The sequence below is a fragment of the Nocardioides sp. SLBN-35 genome, from assembly GCF_006715725.1.
Classification (GTDB): Bacteria; Actinomycetota; Actinomycetes; order Propionibacteriales; family Nocardioidaceae; genus Nocardioides.
Genome location: NZ_VFNU01000001.1, coordinates 4392550 through 4407580, shown reverse-complemented (window position 1 = coordinate 4407580; position 15031 = coordinate 4392550). Strand labels below are relative to the sequence as shown.

The 15031-nt window shown below is 71.7% G+C and carries 15 protein-coding genes and 1 riboswitch; of the genes, 10 read left to right on the top strand and 5 right to left on the bottom strand.

Annotated features, from left to right (window positions below; translation table 11 throughout):
• Positions 1-54: 54 nt before the first annotated feature.
• Positions 55-1479 carry a trehalose-6-phosphate synthase gene (locus tag FBY23_RS21310; RefSeq protein WP_141799974.1) on the bottom strand — a complete coding sequence of 475 codons (1425 nt, stop codon included), beginning with the start codon at positions 1477-1479 and terminating at the stop codon, positions 55-57.
• A gap of 99 nt (positions 1480-1578) precedes the next feature.
• Between FBY23_RS21310 and FBY23_RS21305 the strand changes: the two genes are divergently transcribed.
• Entirely contained in the window at positions 1579-2859 is a 1281-nt protein-coding gene (locus FBY23_RS21305; protein WP_160158322.1) for a sensor histidine kinase, read from the top strand.
• Positions 2860-2869: 10 nt separating this feature from the next.
• The gene (locus FBY23_RS21300; RefSeq protein WP_141799972.1) at positions 2870-3529 is read left to right on the top strand and encodes a response regulator transcription factor; all 660 of its coding nucleotides are present in this window, start codon (positions 2870-2872) and stop codon (positions 3527-3529) included.
• Here FBY23_RS21300 and FBY23_RS21295 read toward each other — a convergent pair.
• The gene (locus FBY23_RS21295) at positions 3514-4524 is read right to left on the bottom strand and encodes a Gfo/Idh/MocA family protein (protein ID WP_141799971.1); all 1011 of its coding nucleotides are present in this window, start codon (positions 4522-4524) and stop codon (positions 3514-3516) included. The two genes, FBY23_RS21300 and FBY23_RS21295, sit on opposite strands and share 16 nt — an antisense overlap.
• A 115-nt stretch (positions 4525-4639) precedes the next feature.
• Here FBY23_RS21295 and FBY23_RS21290 point away from each other — a divergent pair, with 115 nt between their 5' ends.
• The 5 genes from FBY23_RS21290 to FBY23_RS21270 all read left to right on the top strand — a co-directional run bounded on the left by FBY23_RS21290 (position 4640) and on the right by FBY23_RS21270 (position 8276).
• Positions 4640-4936: a DUF3263 domain-containing protein gene (locus FBY23_RS21290; RefSeq protein WP_141799970.1), complete on the top strand. Its 297-nt coding sequence runs from the start codon at positions 4640-4642 to the stop codon at positions 4934-4936.
• Between the two features lie 31 nt (positions 4937-4967).
• Entirely contained in the window at positions 4968-5507 is a 540-nt protein-coding gene (locus FBY23_RS21285) for a LytR C-terminal domain-containing protein (RefSeq protein WP_141799969.1), read from the top strand.
• A gap of 77 nt (positions 5508-5584) precedes the next feature.
• The gene (gene otsB / locus FBY23_RS21280; RefSeq protein ID WP_141799968.1) at positions 5585-6436 is read left to right on the top strand and encodes a trehalose-phosphatase; all 852 of its coding nucleotides are present in this window, start codon (positions 5585-5587) and stop codon (positions 6434-6436) included.
• A 78-nt stretch (positions 6437-6514) separates the two neighbouring features.
• A riboswitch (SAM riboswitch) is annotated at positions 6515-6660 on the top strand.
• Positions 6661-6670: 10 nt separating this feature from the next.
• The gene (gene thrC / locus FBY23_RS21275; RefSeq protein ID WP_141799967.1) at positions 6671-7951 is read left to right on the top strand and encodes a threonine synthase; all 1281 of its coding nucleotides are present in this window, start codon (positions 6671-6673) and stop codon (positions 7949-7951) included.
• A gap of 46 nt (positions 7952-7997) precedes the next feature.
• Complete coding sequence (locus FBY23_RS21270) at positions 7998-8276, top strand: MoaD/ThiS family protein (protein ID WP_141799966.1); 279 nt, start codon at positions 7998-8000, stop codon at positions 8274-8276.
• Positions 8277-8351: 75 nt separating this feature from the next.
• Here FBY23_RS21270 and FBY23_RS21265 read toward each other — a convergent pair whose 3' ends face one another.
• Positions 8352-9941, bottom strand: a complete 1590-nt coding sequence (locus FBY23_RS21265) for an acyl-CoA synthetase (RefSeq protein ID WP_141799965.1) — start codon at positions 9939-9941, stop codon at positions 8352-8354.
• A 48-nt stretch (positions 9942-9989) separates the two neighbouring features.
• Between FBY23_RS21265 and FBY23_RS21260 the strand changes: the two genes are divergently transcribed.
• Positions 9990-10457: an OsmC family protein gene (locus FBY23_RS21260; protein ID WP_141799964.1), complete on the top strand. Its 468-nt coding sequence runs from the start codon at positions 9990-9992 to the stop codon at positions 10455-10457.
• Between the two features lie 2 nt (positions 10458-10459).
• Here FBY23_RS21260 and FBY23_RS21255 read toward each other — a convergent pair whose 3' ends face one another.
• Positions 10460-11134 carry a hypothetical protein gene (locus FBY23_RS21255; protein WP_141799963.1) on the bottom strand — a complete coding sequence of 225 codons (675 nt, stop codon included), beginning with the start codon at positions 11132-11134 and terminating at the stop codon, positions 10460-10462.
• A gap of 86 nt (positions 11135-11220) precedes the next feature.
• Between FBY23_RS21255 and FBY23_RS21250 the strand changes: the two genes are divergently transcribed.
• Positions 11221-12063, top strand: coding sequence for an SGNH/GDSL hydrolase family protein (locus FBY23_RS21250; RefSeq protein WP_141799962.1), 843 nt, complete (start codon positions 11221-11223; stop codon positions 12061-12063).
• Between the two features lie 17 nt (positions 12064-12080).
• On the opposite strand, the gene FBY23_RS21245 is transcribed toward FBY23_RS21250, so the two are convergent.
• Positions 12081-13340, bottom strand: a complete 1260-nt coding sequence (locus tag FBY23_RS21245) for a PQQ-binding-like beta-propeller repeat protein (RefSeq protein WP_141799961.1) — start codon at positions 13338-13340, stop codon at positions 12081-12083.
• 104 nt (positions 13341-13444) lie between these two features.
• Between FBY23_RS21245 and FBY23_RS21240 the strand changes: the two genes are divergently transcribed.
• Positions 13445-15031: a hypothetical protein gene (locus FBY23_RS21240; protein WP_141799960.1), complete on the top strand. Its 1587-nt coding sequence runs from the start codon at positions 13445-13447 to the stop codon at positions 15029-15031.

The following is a 15031-nucleotide window of genomic DNA, read 5'->3' as shown; positions in this document are numbered from 1 at the left end:
GACGGGGTGCTGCCCCGCGGGGACGGTCTCGAAACGGCCGCCGGCGACGCGCCGTCAGGAGCGGGTCGCGGGCCGCACGGACTTGGTGTGGCTGTGGCTCTCGTCCTCGAGCTCGGTCATGAAGCTGTCGGCCCAGGCCTTCACGTCATGCTGCGCGATCTGGCGCCGCATCGCCTTCATCCGCCGGGTCAGCTCCTTGGGATCGGCTTCGTAGGCCTCGAGGAGCGCGGCCTTCATGCCGTTCATGTCGTAGGGGTTGACCAGCCAGGCCTGGCGCAGCTCGTCGGCCGCGCCGGCGAACTCCGAGAGCACCAGCGCGCCGTCGTCGTCGATCCGGCAGGCGACGTACTCCTTGGCGACCAGGTTCATGCCGTCGCGGTACGGCGTGACGACCATGATGTCGGCGGCGCGGTAGAGGGCGGCCATCTCCTCGCGCGGGTACGACGTGTGCAGGTAGCTCACGGCCGGCCGGCCGATCCGGCCGAGGTCGCCGTTGATCCGGCCGACGAGCAGCTCGATGTCGTCGCGCAGGTTGCGGTAGTGCTCGACCCGCTCGCGCGAGGGGACGGCGACCTGGACGAACACCGCGTCGTCGACGGTGAACGAGCCGTCGCGGATCAGCTCGCCGAAGGCACGCAGCCGGGCGTGGATGCCCTTGGTGTAGTCGAGCCGGTCGATGCCGAGGAAGATCTTGCGCGGGTTGCCGAGAGCGTCGCGGATCGCCTCGGCTCGCTCGGCCACCGCCTCCGAGCGGGCCAGCTCCTCGAACCCGGCGGCGTCGATCGAGATCGGGAACGCGGCGGCGCGCACCGTGCGTCCGTCGGGCAGGTAGACGAGGTCGCGGTGCGTCTTGTGGCCGACCCGCTGGCGGACCAGGCGGATGAAGTTCTGTGCCGCGCCGGGCAGCTGGAAGCCCACCAGGTCGGCACCGAGCAGGCCCTCGAGGATCTGGCGGCGCCACGGCAGCTGCTGGAACAGCTCGGCCGGCGGGAACGGGATGTGCAGGTAGAAGCCGATCCGCAGGTCCGGGCGCAGCTCGCGCAGCATCTGCGGCACCAGCTGCAGCTGGTAGTCGTGGACCCACACGGTCGCGCCGTCGTTGGCCAGCTCGGCGGTGCGCTCCGCGAAGCGCCGGTTGACCTTCACGTACGTGTCCCACCACTCGCGGTGGAACTCCGGCTTCGCCACGACGTCGTGGTAGAGCGGCCACAGGGTGCCGTTGGAGAAGCCCTCGTAGTGCTCCTCGATCTCCTCCGCCGACATCGCGAGCGGCACCAGGTCGAGGCCGTCGACCTTGAACGGCTTGAACGACTTCGTGCCGCCCGGCCAGCCGACCCAGACACCGTCGTGAGCCCGCATCACCGGCTCGATGGCCGACACCAAGCCCCCGGGGGACCGGCGCCAGCGGGTCTTCCCGGTGCGGTCGGTGACGCGGTCGACGGGGAGTCGGTTGGCGACGATCACGAGGTCATGGCCCACGTGGTCACCCTAGTGGGAAGGGGGATGTCGGGCTGGCCCGACAGCAGGTGTCGTGCTGGCAGGATTCTCTCGACGACCCGTCCCGACCACGCTGGACCCATGACCGAGACCCTGGTGCTGCCCCCGCCCGCGCAACCGCTGATGAAGCGGTGGCTGCGCGACACCGGCTACGCCTTCACGGCGCTGCCGGTAGCCCTGGCCGCCCTCGTCGTGGTGATCGCCTTCGTGTCCGCGGGGCTCGGGCTGGCCGTCGTGGTCGGTGGCGTGTTCGTCCTCGTGGTCGGGACGTACGCCGCCCGCGGGTTCGCCTTCGTGGAACGCCGCCGGCTCGCGGTGCTCGCGGGCCGGCCGGTGCCGGAGCCGACGTACCTCCGGGCGCACGGCGGCGACGGCTTCTGGCGCCGGTCGCTGACCCCGCTGCGGGACCCGCAGTCCTGGCTGGACGTGGTGTGGTCGCTGGTCGGCTGGATCACCGCGACGGTCGCCTTCTCTGTCGCGATCACCTGGTGGGCCTCGGTCCTCGGCGGGCTGTCGTACTGGTTCTGGGAGCGGTACATCCCGCGTGACGACAGCGATGCGCAGAGCCTCGCCGACCTGATCGGGCTCGGCGACAGCCGCGTCGCCGACATCGGCCTGATCTCCGGGATCGGGCTCCTCGCGCTGGTGACGCTGCCGTTCGCGATGAGGTTCGCGGCCCTCGTGCACGCCAGCCTCGCATCGGTGCTGCTGACCAGCCGCGCCGAGCTGCAGGGCCGGGTGGCGCACGTCGAGGAGAGTCGCGAGTCGGCGCACCGGGCCGAGGCCGGGTCCCTGCGCAAGCTCGAGCGCGACATCCACGACGGCCCGCAGCAGCGGCTGATCCGGCTCGGCATGGACCTGGGCCGGGCCCGGGTGCAGCTGGCCGACGACCCCGCCACGGCCGCTCGCACGCTCGACGCTGCGGTGGCCCAGACCCGTGAGGCGGTCGAGGAGCTGCGGGCGCTGTCGCGGGGGATCGCCCCGCCGCTGCTGGTCGACCGCGGCCTGGCCGCCGCCGTCGCCGAGATGGCCGACGGCCAGCCGATCCCGGTGCAGGTCACGGCAGACGTCCCCCCGGAGCTGCCGCTGGCGGTCGAGACGGCCGCCTACTTCGTCGCGGCCGAGGCGCTGAGCAATGTGGTCAAGCACAGCGGCGCGGACCGTGCCGACCTCGCCCTCGCCGTCGTCGAGGGCCGGCTGGAGGTCACCGTCGACGACAACGGCTGCGGTGGGGCGGCCGACGTACCCGGTCACGGACTGGCCGGCCTCCGTGAGCGCCTGGCCGGTGTCGACGGCGCGCTGTTCGTGGCCTCGCCGGTGGGCGGCCCGACCCGGCTGCGCGCGCAGGTACCGCTGCGGTGAGGATGGCGGCGTGAGGATCGTGGTCGCCGACGACTCCGTGCTGCTGCGCGAGGGACTCCAGCTGCTGCTCGCCGAGGCCGGGCACGAGGTCGTGGCGGCCGTCGGCGACGGACCGGCGCTGGTCGACGCGGTCCTCGAGCAGCGCCCGGACCTGGCGATAGCCGACGTCCGGATGCCGCCCAGCCACACCGACGAGGGGCTGCGGGCCGCCGTGGCCTGCCGGCGGGCCTGGCCACAGGCGCGGGTCCTGGTGCTGTCGCAGTACGTCGTCGCGTCGTACGCCGACGAGCTGCTCGCCACCGGAGAGGGCGGCGTCGGCTACCTGCTCAAGGACCGGGTCAGCGAGGTCGGGGAGTTCCTCGACGCCCTCGGTACGGTCGCCGAGGGCGGGACGGTGCTCGACCCCGTGGTCGTCAAGCACCTGATGGGCCGGCAGCGCGACCCGCTGGCCGCGCTGACCCCGCGCGAGCGGGAGGTGCTCGCACTGATGGCCGAGGGCCGCTCCAACGCCGCCGTCGCCGAGGCCCTGGTCGTCTCGTTGGCGGCGGTCGAGAAGCACACCCAACGGATCTTCGCGAAGCTCGGGCTCAGCCCCGACGACGACCAGTCCCACCGCCGGGTGCTGGCCGTGGTGCGCTTCCTGCGCGCCGACTCTCAGTCGCCGGGATAGCGGATCCCCAGGTCGGCGCGCAGCGCGTCCATCTGGCGCAGGATCGTGAGCGTCTGCGCGTGGGGGACCAGCGGGCTCTCCCGCAGCCCGGCGCGCACGCAGCGGTCGACCTCGACGATCTCGTTGCCGTAGCCGCGACCGATCACGGGCTCGTCCCCGGTGAGCACGACCTGCTGGTCGGGGTGACCGACCGGCGTGAACACAGCGGACGTGGGGTGGTGGAAGTCGCCCTGCAGCTCCACCCGGCCGAGGTCGGTGGCGATCGACGCGGCGCGCGTCGACCACGACGTCATCGACGCGTGCAGGGTGGCGACCACGCCTCCGGGATAGCGCCCGGCGATGGCGACGTCGAGGTCGACCCCGCTCCCGTCGACCGTGCCCACCCCGCGCAGCTCCTCGGCCTCGCCGAGCATCAGGTGGGCGAAGGTCAGCGGGTAGATCCCCATGTCGAGCAGCGCCCCACCGCCGAGCTCCGGGGCGAGCATCCGGTCGGTCGGTCCGGCGTCGACCCGGAAGCCGAGCTCGGCCGCCAGGTGGTGCGGCGTGCCGAAGCGGCCACTCGCCAGCTCGCCCCCGAGCTGTCGGACCACCGGGTGGCACGCGGTCCACATCGCCTCCATCAGGAACCGATCGTGCCCGGTCGCCAGGCGCACCATCTCCTCGGCGTCGGAGGTGCGCAGGGTCAGCGGCTTCTCGCACAACACGTGCCTGCCCGCTGCGAACGCGGCGCGGGCGCCGTCGAGGTGGAGCGAGTGCGGCGTCGCGACGTAGACGACCTCGACCTCGGGGTCGGCCACGAGCGCCTCGTAGCTGCCGTGGGCGCGGGTGCCGCTGTCGCCGTACTCACTCGCGAAGGCCCGCGCGGACCCCTCGCTCCGGGAGCCCACGGCCGCGAGTCGCGCGCCGGGGACCAGGGCCAGGTCGGCCGCGAAGGAGCGGGCGATCTTGCCGGTGGCGAGGATGCCCCAGCCGACGGGGTCCGAGGTGCCGCTCATGCGCCTGAGCCTAGGGTGGGTGCGTCCGGCGCGGCCGAATGACATGGTTGTGATTCGCGGGTTACAGTTACTCGCGAAGAGTTGTCGCAACCGCCCCGAGCGTCGAGGAGACCGCATGAACGCCGAGCGCAGCCCCCAGGCCGCCGACGCCGCCGCTCCCGCTGGCCTCAGCAAGCGTGACGTCGACATCCTCGCCTTCGAGCGCCAGTGGTGGAAGTACGCCGGCGCCAAGGAGAGCGCCGTGCGCGAGCAGTTCGACATGAGCGCGACCCGCTACTACCAGGTGCTCAACGCGCTGATCGACCGCCCCGAGGCCCTCGAGGCCGACCCGCTGCTCGTGCGTCGCCTGCGGCGCCTGCGCTCGCAGCGTCAGCGGCAGCGGTCCGCGCGGCGCCTGGGCTTCGAGATCTGACCCACCAGCCCAGCTACCCGGAGAGGCGGCCATGACCTTCCCCACCTGGCCCACTCGCACCCGAGACGAGCGCGGCGCCGTCCTGCCCTCGCCCGTGGTGCTGCTCAGCATCGTCGCCGTGGTCCTCGCGGCCATCGCCTTCGTCGCGACCCGCGGCGACGGCCCGGCCGAGCGCGACATCTCCGCCACCAAGGCGGCCGCCACCCCGACCGCCACCGACGAGCCCGGTGATGCCGGCACCGAGCCGACCGCGACGCCTACCGAGGACAAGCCCGCCCCGCCGCCGGTCGTACGCGGTGACCACTCGGTCGTGGTCTTCAACAACACCGCGATCCGCGGCCTGGCCGGCCGGGTCGCGGAGAAGGTGAAGGCCGCCGGCTGGAAGGTCGCGGCCGCCGACAACTGGTACGGCACCGTCCCCGCCACCAGCGTCTACTTCCCGAAGGGCAAGAAGGCGGTCGCCCAGCAGCTCGCGCTCGACCTGGGCATCGCCCGGGTGCTGCCCGCCGACACCGACAGCGACATGAGCGACACGAACCTCACGGTCATCTTGACCGGCGAGCTGGACTGATCCGATCCGGCCCCACCCGATTGAAGGTTCACCCACCCGTCATCCGCGATCGCGGGCGACGTGATGGGATGGGGTGCGTGAGGTTCACGTCGGTTCCCGGCCAGCAGCGGTACGACGCCCTGGTGCGCGTCGCGTCGCGGACCGTCGTCGGCCTGGACTTCGACGGCACCCTGTCACCGATCGTCGACGACCCCGCCCAGGCGCACATCCACCCGGACGCGCCGGCGGTGCTGACGGCGCTGGCCGAGGAGGTCGCCGCGATCGCGGTGATCACCGGGCGACCCGCGCGCCAGGCGCTCGACCTCGGGGGGCTGGAGGAGGTCGGCGACGCCCTCGAGGCGGCCGGCAAGGAGCTGTTCGTTTTCGGCCAGTACGGCAACGAGCGCTGGAGCTCGAGCCACCGCCGCATCAAGGGAGCCCGCCCCCCGCGCGGCCTGGCGACCTTCGAGCGCGACCTGCCGCGCGCGCTGCGCAGCGCCGGCGCCGCCGACGCGTTCGTCGAGGACAAGGGGCTCGCGGTCGCGGTCCACACCCGGCGCCTGCCGGACTCCGAGGAGGCCTTCGACCGGCTGCTGCCCTCGCTGCGCGAGCTCGCCGACCGGCACGGGCTGGTCCTCGAGCCCGGCAAGTCGGTGATCGAGGTGCGCTCGGCCGGCTCCCACAAGGGCATGGTCGTGCACCGCCTGGCCGCGGTGCTCGAGGCCGACGGCTTCCTGTTCGCCGGCGACGACCTCGGCGACGTCGAGGCGTTCGAGGCCGTCGAGGAGCTCGGCGACCGCGGCCTGGCCACCCTGCGGGTGTGCTCGGCGTCCGACGAGCAGAGTGCCCTGGTCGCGCTCTCCGACGTCGTCGTGCATGGTCCTGCCGGCGTGCTCGACCTGCTCCGGCAGCTCGCGACCGACGCGCGCGCGGCGCGTCGTACTTCTTGAGTCTCATATTCCGGACGTCAGTCTCGGTATCCGGGATCTCGATTGGGTGTCGGTGGTGGATCGCCCCTAGGCTGTGCGTGCTCATCCAGAGGGACTGAGGGAACGGCCCTGAGAAGTCCCGGCAACCGCCGCGAACTCCCGTCGGACACCTGCTCGCAGGGATCCGACGTCGCGGAAACGGTGCCAAATCCGACCCGCGCGAGAGTCGCCGGGACAGATGAGAAGGAGGAATCCATGAGCGCCGTTGTGACCGAGGTCGAGACGACCGAGACGAAGCCCGGCCTGCGCGAGGGCGCGTTCGGCAACGCCACCGCCCTCTCCTGTCGTGAGTGCGGCCACCGGGTCGACCTGGGCCCGTTCTACGCCTGCCCGGAGTGCTTCGGGCCGCTGGAGATCTCCTACGACTTCCCGGCGATCACCCGCGAGGAGATCGAAGCCGGCCCCCGCAACATCTGGCGCTACAAGGCGCTGCTGCCGGTCCCGAGCGACATCGAGACCAGCCCCAACACCGAGCCCGGCTTCACCCGGCTGCTCGACGCGAAGAACCTGGCCGCCGAGCTCGGCATCGACAAGCTCTGGGTCAAGGACGACTCCACCAACCCGACGAACTCCTTCAAGGACCGCGTCGTCGCCTGCGCGCTCAGCGCCGCTCGCGAGCTCGGCTCGACCGTCTTCGCCTGCCCCTCGACCGGCAACCTCGCCAACGCGGTGGCCGCTGCCGGCGCCCGTGCCGGGATCAAGACCGTCGTGTTCATCCCCAGCAACCTCGAGCAGCCCAAGCAGGTCAACTCGGCGATCTTCACCGAGAACCTGGTCGCCGTCGACGGCAACTACGACGACGTCAACAAGCTCGCCTCCGAGATCGCCGGCGAGGAGGAGGGCTGGGCGTTCGTCAACGTCAACGTGCGGCCCTACTACGCCGAGGGCTCCAAGACCCTGGGCTACGAGATCGCCGAGCAGCTCGGCTGGCGGCTTCCGGACCAGGTCGTCATCCCGGTCGCGTCCGGCTCCCAGCTGACCAAGGTCGACAAGTCCTTCCAGGAGCTGATCAAGCTCGGCCTCGTGGAGGACAAGCCCTACCGGATCTTCGGCGCCCAGGCCACCGGCTGTGGCCCGGTCGCGACCGCCTACAAGGCCGGGGTCGACGCGATCCGCCCGGTCAAGCCCGACACCATCGCGAAGAGCCTGGCCATCGGCAACCCCGCCGACGGCATCTACGTCCTCGACATCGCCCGCCGCACCGGCGGCGCCGTCGAGGAGGTCACCGATGAGGAGATCCGCGAGGGCATCGTGCTGCTCGCCCGCACCGAGGGGATCTTCACCGAGACCGCCGGCGGTACGACGACCGCGGTCACCAAGAAGCTCGTCGAGACCGGCCAGCTCGACCCCAGCCTCGAGACGGTCATCATCAACACCGGCCACGGCCTCAAGACCCTCGACGCGGTCTCCGGCCAGGTCGGCGCGGCGGCGACCATCGCCCCCAGCTACAAGGCCTTCAAGGAGACCGGTCTCTGAGACCGGCTCCGGCCCACCCCCTCACCAGCAGACCAGGAGAGCCCCCATGGCAGTCAGCGTCCGGATCCCCACCATCCTCCGCACCTACACCGGTGGTGAGTCCGAGGTCAGCGCCACCGGCGCCAAGCTCTCCGAGATCCTCGACGACCTCGACGCCAACTACGCGGGCATCAAGGGCCGGATCCTCGACGAGGACGGCAAGCTGCGCCGCTTCGTCAACGTCTACGTCAACAACGACGACGTGCGCTTCGAGCAGGAGCTCGACACCCCGACGCCCGACGGCGCCGAGGTCTCGGTGATCCCCGCGGTCGCCGGCGGCTGCTGAACGACCGCGCCCCATGCGATTTGGTCGCCGTACGGCGGAATTGCCGACCAATTCGCATGGGGTGCGGTGCGCGACTCAGCCGAGAAGCTGGGCCGCCAGGGCCGTGCTGGCCGGGTAGTCGACCTTGCTGACCGGGGTGCGCGGCACCTCGTCGATGAACAGGATCGTCTTCGGCACCTTGTAGTTGGAGATGAGCGCGCGGCAGTGGTCGCGGACGTCGTCCTCGGTCAGGGTCGAGCCCTCGCGGCGCTGCACCAGTGCGGTGACCTGCTGGCCCCAGCGCTCGTGCGGGGTGCCGACCACGACCGCGTCGAAGATGTCGTCGTGGCGCAGCAGCACCGCCTCGACCTCCTCGGGGTGGACCTTCTCGCCGCCGGTGTTGATGCACACCGAGCCGCGGCCCAGGACCGTGACCGAGCCGTCCTCCTCGCGGCGCGCGAAGTCGCCCGGGATCGCCCAGCGCACGCCGTCGATCTCCTTGAACGTGGCGGCCGTCTTGACCGGGTCCTTGTAGTAGCCGAGCGGCACCGGGCCGGAGCGGCCGAGCATCCCGTCGACGCCGACCGGGCACGGCTTGAACTCGGTGTCGAAGACCTCGACCTGGTCGGTCACGGTGAACCGCGGGGCACTCTGGCCGCCGTCGGTGCCGTCGTCCATCCGGGACCCGGCGGCGCCGGACTCGGAGGAGCCGTAGGAGTCGAGGATGAACCGGCCGGGCAGCGCGCGGCGGATCTCCTCGCGCACGCCGTCGGACAGGGGAGCGGCGCCGTTGGACACCGCGGCCAGGCTGGACAGGTCCCACCGGTCGGGCTCGGCGAGGATCGCCTCGGCGACCGGGCGGCCCATCGCGTCGCCGAGGAAGGTCAGCGAGACGACCTTCGCGGTCTGGACGAGGTCGAGGATCGACGCCGCGTCGAAGTGCGGCTCGGTGTAGAGCGCCACGGTCTGGCCGGCGACGTGCGCGTTGCCGAGGATCCACTGGCTGCCGCCGTGCATCATCGGGCCGCAGGCGAGCAGCACCATCGGGCTCTCGGCGGCGCTCGCCTCGGCGACGAGCTGCTCGATCGAGTCCAGCGGTGCGCCGTACCGCGCGGCGTTGAGTGCGGCGCGGATCAGGTCCTCGTTGCGCCACACGACGCCCTTGGGGTAGCCGGTCGTGCCGCCGGTGTAGAGCACGTAGTGGTCATCGGCGCTACGGCCGGTGACCTTCCGCTCGGGGGAGGACGCGGCCAGCGTGGCGTCGTACTCGTCCCCGAGGACGATCGTGTGTCGCAGCGTCGGCAGGTCGAGCTCGGCCACCGCGTCGACGTATTCCGGCGCGACGATGGTCGCGACGCAGTCGGCGTTGCCGTACAGGTAGGCCAGCTCGTCGCGGAGGTACTTGTAGTTGATGTTGATCGGCACGGCCCGGGCCTTGAGGCAGCCGTAGAGCGCGTCGACCCACTCGATCCGGTTGGTCGAGTGCACCGCGACGTGCTCGCCCGGCTGGATCCCGAGGTCCACCAGGTGGTTGGCCAGGCGCGTCGCGCGCTCGTCGATCTCCGCGAAGGTCCACACCCGGTCGCCGGTGTGCACGGCCGCCCGGTCGGGCAGCGCGTCGGCCATCGCCTCGAGCACGTCGGCGAGGTTGATCGGGCGCGCGGTGGTCTCTGTGGTGGGGGTCACAGGAGAAGAGTGCCAAACTAGAACAAGTTCTCGCTACAGAATGGTCCGGTGACCGATCACAGCTATGCGCTCGACCTGGTCTGGCAGGGCAACCGCGGCACCGGCACGTCCGGCTACCGGGACTACGACCGCGACGTCCTCCTCACCGCGGCCGGCAAGCCCGACCTGCTCGGCTCCGCCGATCCGACCTTCCGCGGTGACGCCGGCCGCTGGAACCCCGAGGAGCTCCTCCTCGCCGCGCTGGCGCAGTGCCACCTGCTGTCGTACCTCCACTCCGCGGTCAACCACGGCGTCGTCGTGGTCGCGTACGACGACAGCCCGGTCGGCACGATGGCGCAGGTGGGGCAGGGTGGACGCTTCACCTCGGTCACGCTGCGTCCCCGGGTCACCGTCGCCGACGCCTCGATGGCCGCGACCGCGCGGGAGATCCACGGCGAGGCGAGCGCGAACTGCTTCATCGCGGCGTCGGTCAACTTCCCGGTCGCGCACGAGCCGACGGTGCTCGTCGCGGACTGAGGTCAGGACCGGCGGATCGTCGGCAGGAGATCGCTCATCCGGGACCTGCTCTCGTCCGCGTCGGCCGTGGTGATCGTCAGGTTCGCGAACCGGCCGCCGGTGAGGAGCATCAGGGAGGCGCCGTACTGCACTCGGGTGCCGACGGTGATCGTGTAGTGGATGACACGGCCCGGGCCGGCGGCCGTGTCGACGTCCTCGACGTCGTCGATGGACGAGGTGACCGCCCCGTACTGCGCGCGCATCTCGGCCTCGGACGGCAGGGCGCTGCCGGTGCCGACCGTGGAGACGTTGAGGTTGCCGGCGAAGCCGACGAGGAACGCGTCGAAGTCGTCGAGCGAGCGTGCGAACTGCTCGCGGGTCATCCCCATCCGGTCCAGCAGTCCCTGGAGCTCGGAGCTGCGTGCGGTGCCCGCAAGGTCCTCGGCTGTCCACGGTGCCCAGCCCGCCGGAGCGGTGAACCGGATGCCGGCCTGCGGGGCGAGGACCACATTCGCCTTCCTCTGCTTCTCCTTCTTCGGCTTCGCCTCCGGCGACGCCGCGCCCGTCCCGCCGTGGGAGGGCCCCAGCGGGGAGGACGTCGACGGGATCAGGATCTTGTCCTCCTCGGCCACGGGCTCCCCGCCGCACCCGGCGAGCAGCACGGCACAGGCGAGGGCGAGCGACAGGCGCGAGAGCATGCGGGGATCGTAGGTGCGAGATGCCCGACACCGGGGCGAAACCGCGAAGCCACGATCCGTTCAGGCCGGTCTGGTTCAAAGCAGCCATGAGCCGTACCCGAACCACCCTCGTCGCCGCCGGCGTCGCCCTCGCCGGGATCGGCGTGACGACCGGTGGCGGGCGCGAGCTGCTTCGGCGTCAGGCCGCCGTCGCCCGCGCCCGGATCGGGAAGCCGCTCGGGGAGCAGGCGATCCCGGCGGACAAGGTCTGGAAGCGCAAGTCGTACGACGGCCCGCCGCTGCACCTGCTGGTCCTCGGCGACTCGATCGCGGCCGGCCTGGGGGCCGAGCGTGCCAAGGACACCCTCGGCGCCCGCGTCGCCCGCGGCCTGGCCGGCGAGCTGCGCCGGCCGGTCGCGCTGCGGACCGCCGCGATCGTGGGCTCGGAGAGCTCGGCGCTGGCCGGGCAGCTCGACGGGCTGCCGGCCGGCTACCACGCCGACGTCGCCGTCATCGTGATCGGCGGCAACGACGTGACCCACCGGGTGCCCGTGGCGACGTCGGCGGCCCAGCTGGAGGAGGCCGTGTCCCGGCTGCGCGAGCAGGGGACCGAGGTCGTCGTCGGCACCTGCCCGGACCTCGGTGCGCTCCGGCCGGTCCCGCAACCGCTGCGCTCGCTCGGCTCGCGGATGTCACGCCAGCTCGCCGCCGCGCAGGCCGATGTCGCCGTACGCAACGGGGCGCACGCCGTCTCGCTCGCCCACGTCGTCGGACCGTTCTTCATCACCAATCCCGACGAGATGTTCAGCCTGGACCGGTTCCACCCCAGCGCCCTGGGCTACAAGCGCACAGCCAAGGCGCTCCTGCCATCGGTGCTGCTGGCGCTGGGGCACGCGGAGCGGGTGCCGTTCGGTCACCGGGCACCGCGGTCCTCCGACGCCGCACGCTGACGGTCCCGGGGTCCGGCTCAGCCGAAGTCCGCGACGGGGACGACAAGTGCCAGCCGCCCACGGTCGAGCACGGCCACGGTCTCGTCGAGGACGACCAGCCGGAGGTGGTCGGTCGGCTCGAGGTCGACGGTCAGCGAGTGGACCTCGCCGTCCCGCACCAGGTCGATGCGCGTGAGGGTGCCGCCGATCCGGCGCCCGGCGCGCACGAGCTGTGCGTAGACGCCCGGCCCCGCGAAGGCTGCCAGGCGTCGCTCGGCGTCGGGCAGCGAGGTGACGCTCCGCTCACCGATCTGCCAGACGCCGGCGGCCTCGCCCCGGGTGACGAGGACGGTGCCCGGCTCCACGGTGTCGAAGGCGGCCTGCTCGGGTGCGCCGGCCCACCGCCAGCCCCGCGGTGGCCTCAGGGTCCCGATCTCGCCGGTGTCCGTGTCCAGGGCGAGCCAGCGCCGGTCCGGCACCTGGAGCCCGTCGATCACCGCGTCCGACTGGGCCGGACTCGGTCCCCCGCCGACCCACGGCGACGTCACGTCGACCGGCGCGGACCAGGGCGCGGCGGTGCTCTCGACCTCGTAGCCCTGCCACGGTCCGAACTCGTAGCGGCGTGGGTCCTTCTGCAGGACGAGCGACCGGGTGAGCAGGTGATTGCCCTGGAGGGTGAACTCGGCAGCGCCCGGGACCGACCGGGCGACGACGCCTGTGCGCACCTGGACGACCTGCAGTCGGGAGACTCCGGCGTCCGCGCCGGCCACGACGACGTACGGCGACCCGTAGGACCGCACGGACGACACCAGCTCCTCGGCCTGGCTGCTGACCCCGGCCCGACCGGGCATCTCCCAGACGGTGTGCCCGTCGGTGACGTCGAGCGCGCGGCTGCCGGTGCCGTCGCGGCGGGTGAGGACCAGGACGTCACCGTCGGCCGTCACCGGGTCGAGCCCCACCGGCAGGGCGACGCGCCACCGCTCGCGACCGGAGTCGCCGTCGAGCGCGACGAGGTCCTCGCCGGTACGGAGCACCACCCGCTCGCCCACCCGGAGGGCGTCGGAGGCGCTCCGGGTGCCTGATCGCCACCGCCATCGGCGCTCGCCGGACGCGAGATCCCAGCCGTTGACCTGGGACGGCGAGACCGTGACGACCACGGAGCCGACGGTGCCGACGTACGAACCGGCGGAGTCCGGCACCCGCCACCCGTGGTCTGTCGTGGCGACGACCGCCAGAGCGAGCAGCGCTCCCGCAACCGTGACGACGAGGCCGGCGAGCAGGAGCCGTCGCGTCGTCACGGCCAGCACGTTCCCGCAGGAGCCCGGCGAGAAACGCTTGGACGGCGCGGTTTGTCGTCGGTGGGCGTGGGGGACTGTCTGCTCGTCGATCTTGGGAGGTAAGTGTGTCGGACTACTACGTCGGTCGCCTTGACGGTTGGGTCAACGCCATCATCAGCTTGGCGATCCGGGCCGACATGGAACGCAACGGCTACCTGTCGATTCCCGTGCAGGACCCGAACTGCGACCCGAACCTGGGCCCACTCTTCGAGTTCACCCGGGTCGGCTACTTCATCACCCCTGGTGACCGGATCCGGAGCTGGCAGGACGGGGACACCGGCGACGTCAAGGTCGAGCTCTCCCCGGCTTGGGGCGCCTACGACGAGAACAACGAGGTCTTCGAGTTCAACCCGTACCAGAAGGTCTACCTGCCCTGGATCACCGCGGTCCGCAGCGTGTTCGCTCCGTGGCGGATCCTGCCCGAGCCCGATGGCTTCACGCCCCAGCTGGCCCGGCTCGACACGGCGCTCACCGAGCTGTGCCCCGGGATCTCCTCCGGGGGGACGAGTGAGGGTGGCTCGGGCAGCAACATCAAGAACTTCAAGGGCGTCGGGCCGATCCCCAACCTGATGGACGACATCGTCGGTCAGCTGGGGTCGATGCTCTCGGGCGGCTCCACCGCGGTCGACACGTTCTACGAGAACTATGTCAACGACTACGCCGGCGTGAACGCGGCGCAGTTCGAGGTCGCTGCTCACCTGAAGCTCGCGATCGCCGCGCAGAAGGAGCTGTGGACCCGGACCCGCGCCGACGTGCTGTCCATCGCCATCGCCGGGTTCGAGGCGATGGGTGGTGCCGGGCGTGAGGAGTCCGGTGGTGACAACGGAGTGGCATCCTTCGTCTTCACGGTCGTCGGCACGCTCACGGCAGCCGCATCCCTGGTCGTGACCGAAGGTGCGGCCGCGGCGGTCATCGGCCCGGTCGCCACCATCAACGGCCTGCTCGCGCAGTTCTGGCCCACGGACGACGGTGACGACAACGCGGAGCTGCCGCCGATGGGCTCGGCCGACCCGCAGGTCGTGCTCGACAACATCGTCGGCGCGCTCAACGAGCTCGACGACAAGATCTACGGTGTCGAGTCGGACAGCTACCAGGCCCTCACGTCGGTCGAGGAGGCCGTCGGCGCAGCGAGCTCGCCCTTCCGGCTCGGCCCGCCACGGATCATCCGGGAGACCGACCCGACGGGCAACAACCTGGTCCAGCGCAACCTGCTCGAGATCTACCCGCAGAAGCTGCACCGGATCGGCACCCAGAAGATGCCGGCCGTCGCGGGCCACGTGAAGACGGCGGCCAAGCACCTTGCGGTGGGAGCCGGCCCCTGGACACGCGACCACCAGGGAATGGTCCCGACCGGGCCGTGGCCGATCTACAACGCCGTCGCCGAGACGCTGGAGAACGTCCTGCTGCGGACCTCGCACGACCTCGTCGACGCGGGAGAGACCCTCGACGACATCGGCAAGCTCTTCGACCACACCGACCAGACCGTCGCCGGCCTGCTCCGCGAGCACCGTCAGGAGGTCGTCGACTCGGCTGACTGGCGCGACAAGCACCCGGTGGGTGTCGATCTTCCCGCGGCGCCCGAGCAGCAGGAATCGGCCGAGTCGCCCGACACGGGCGACACGAACCCGAGCAACGAGGGTCACCCGCACTGA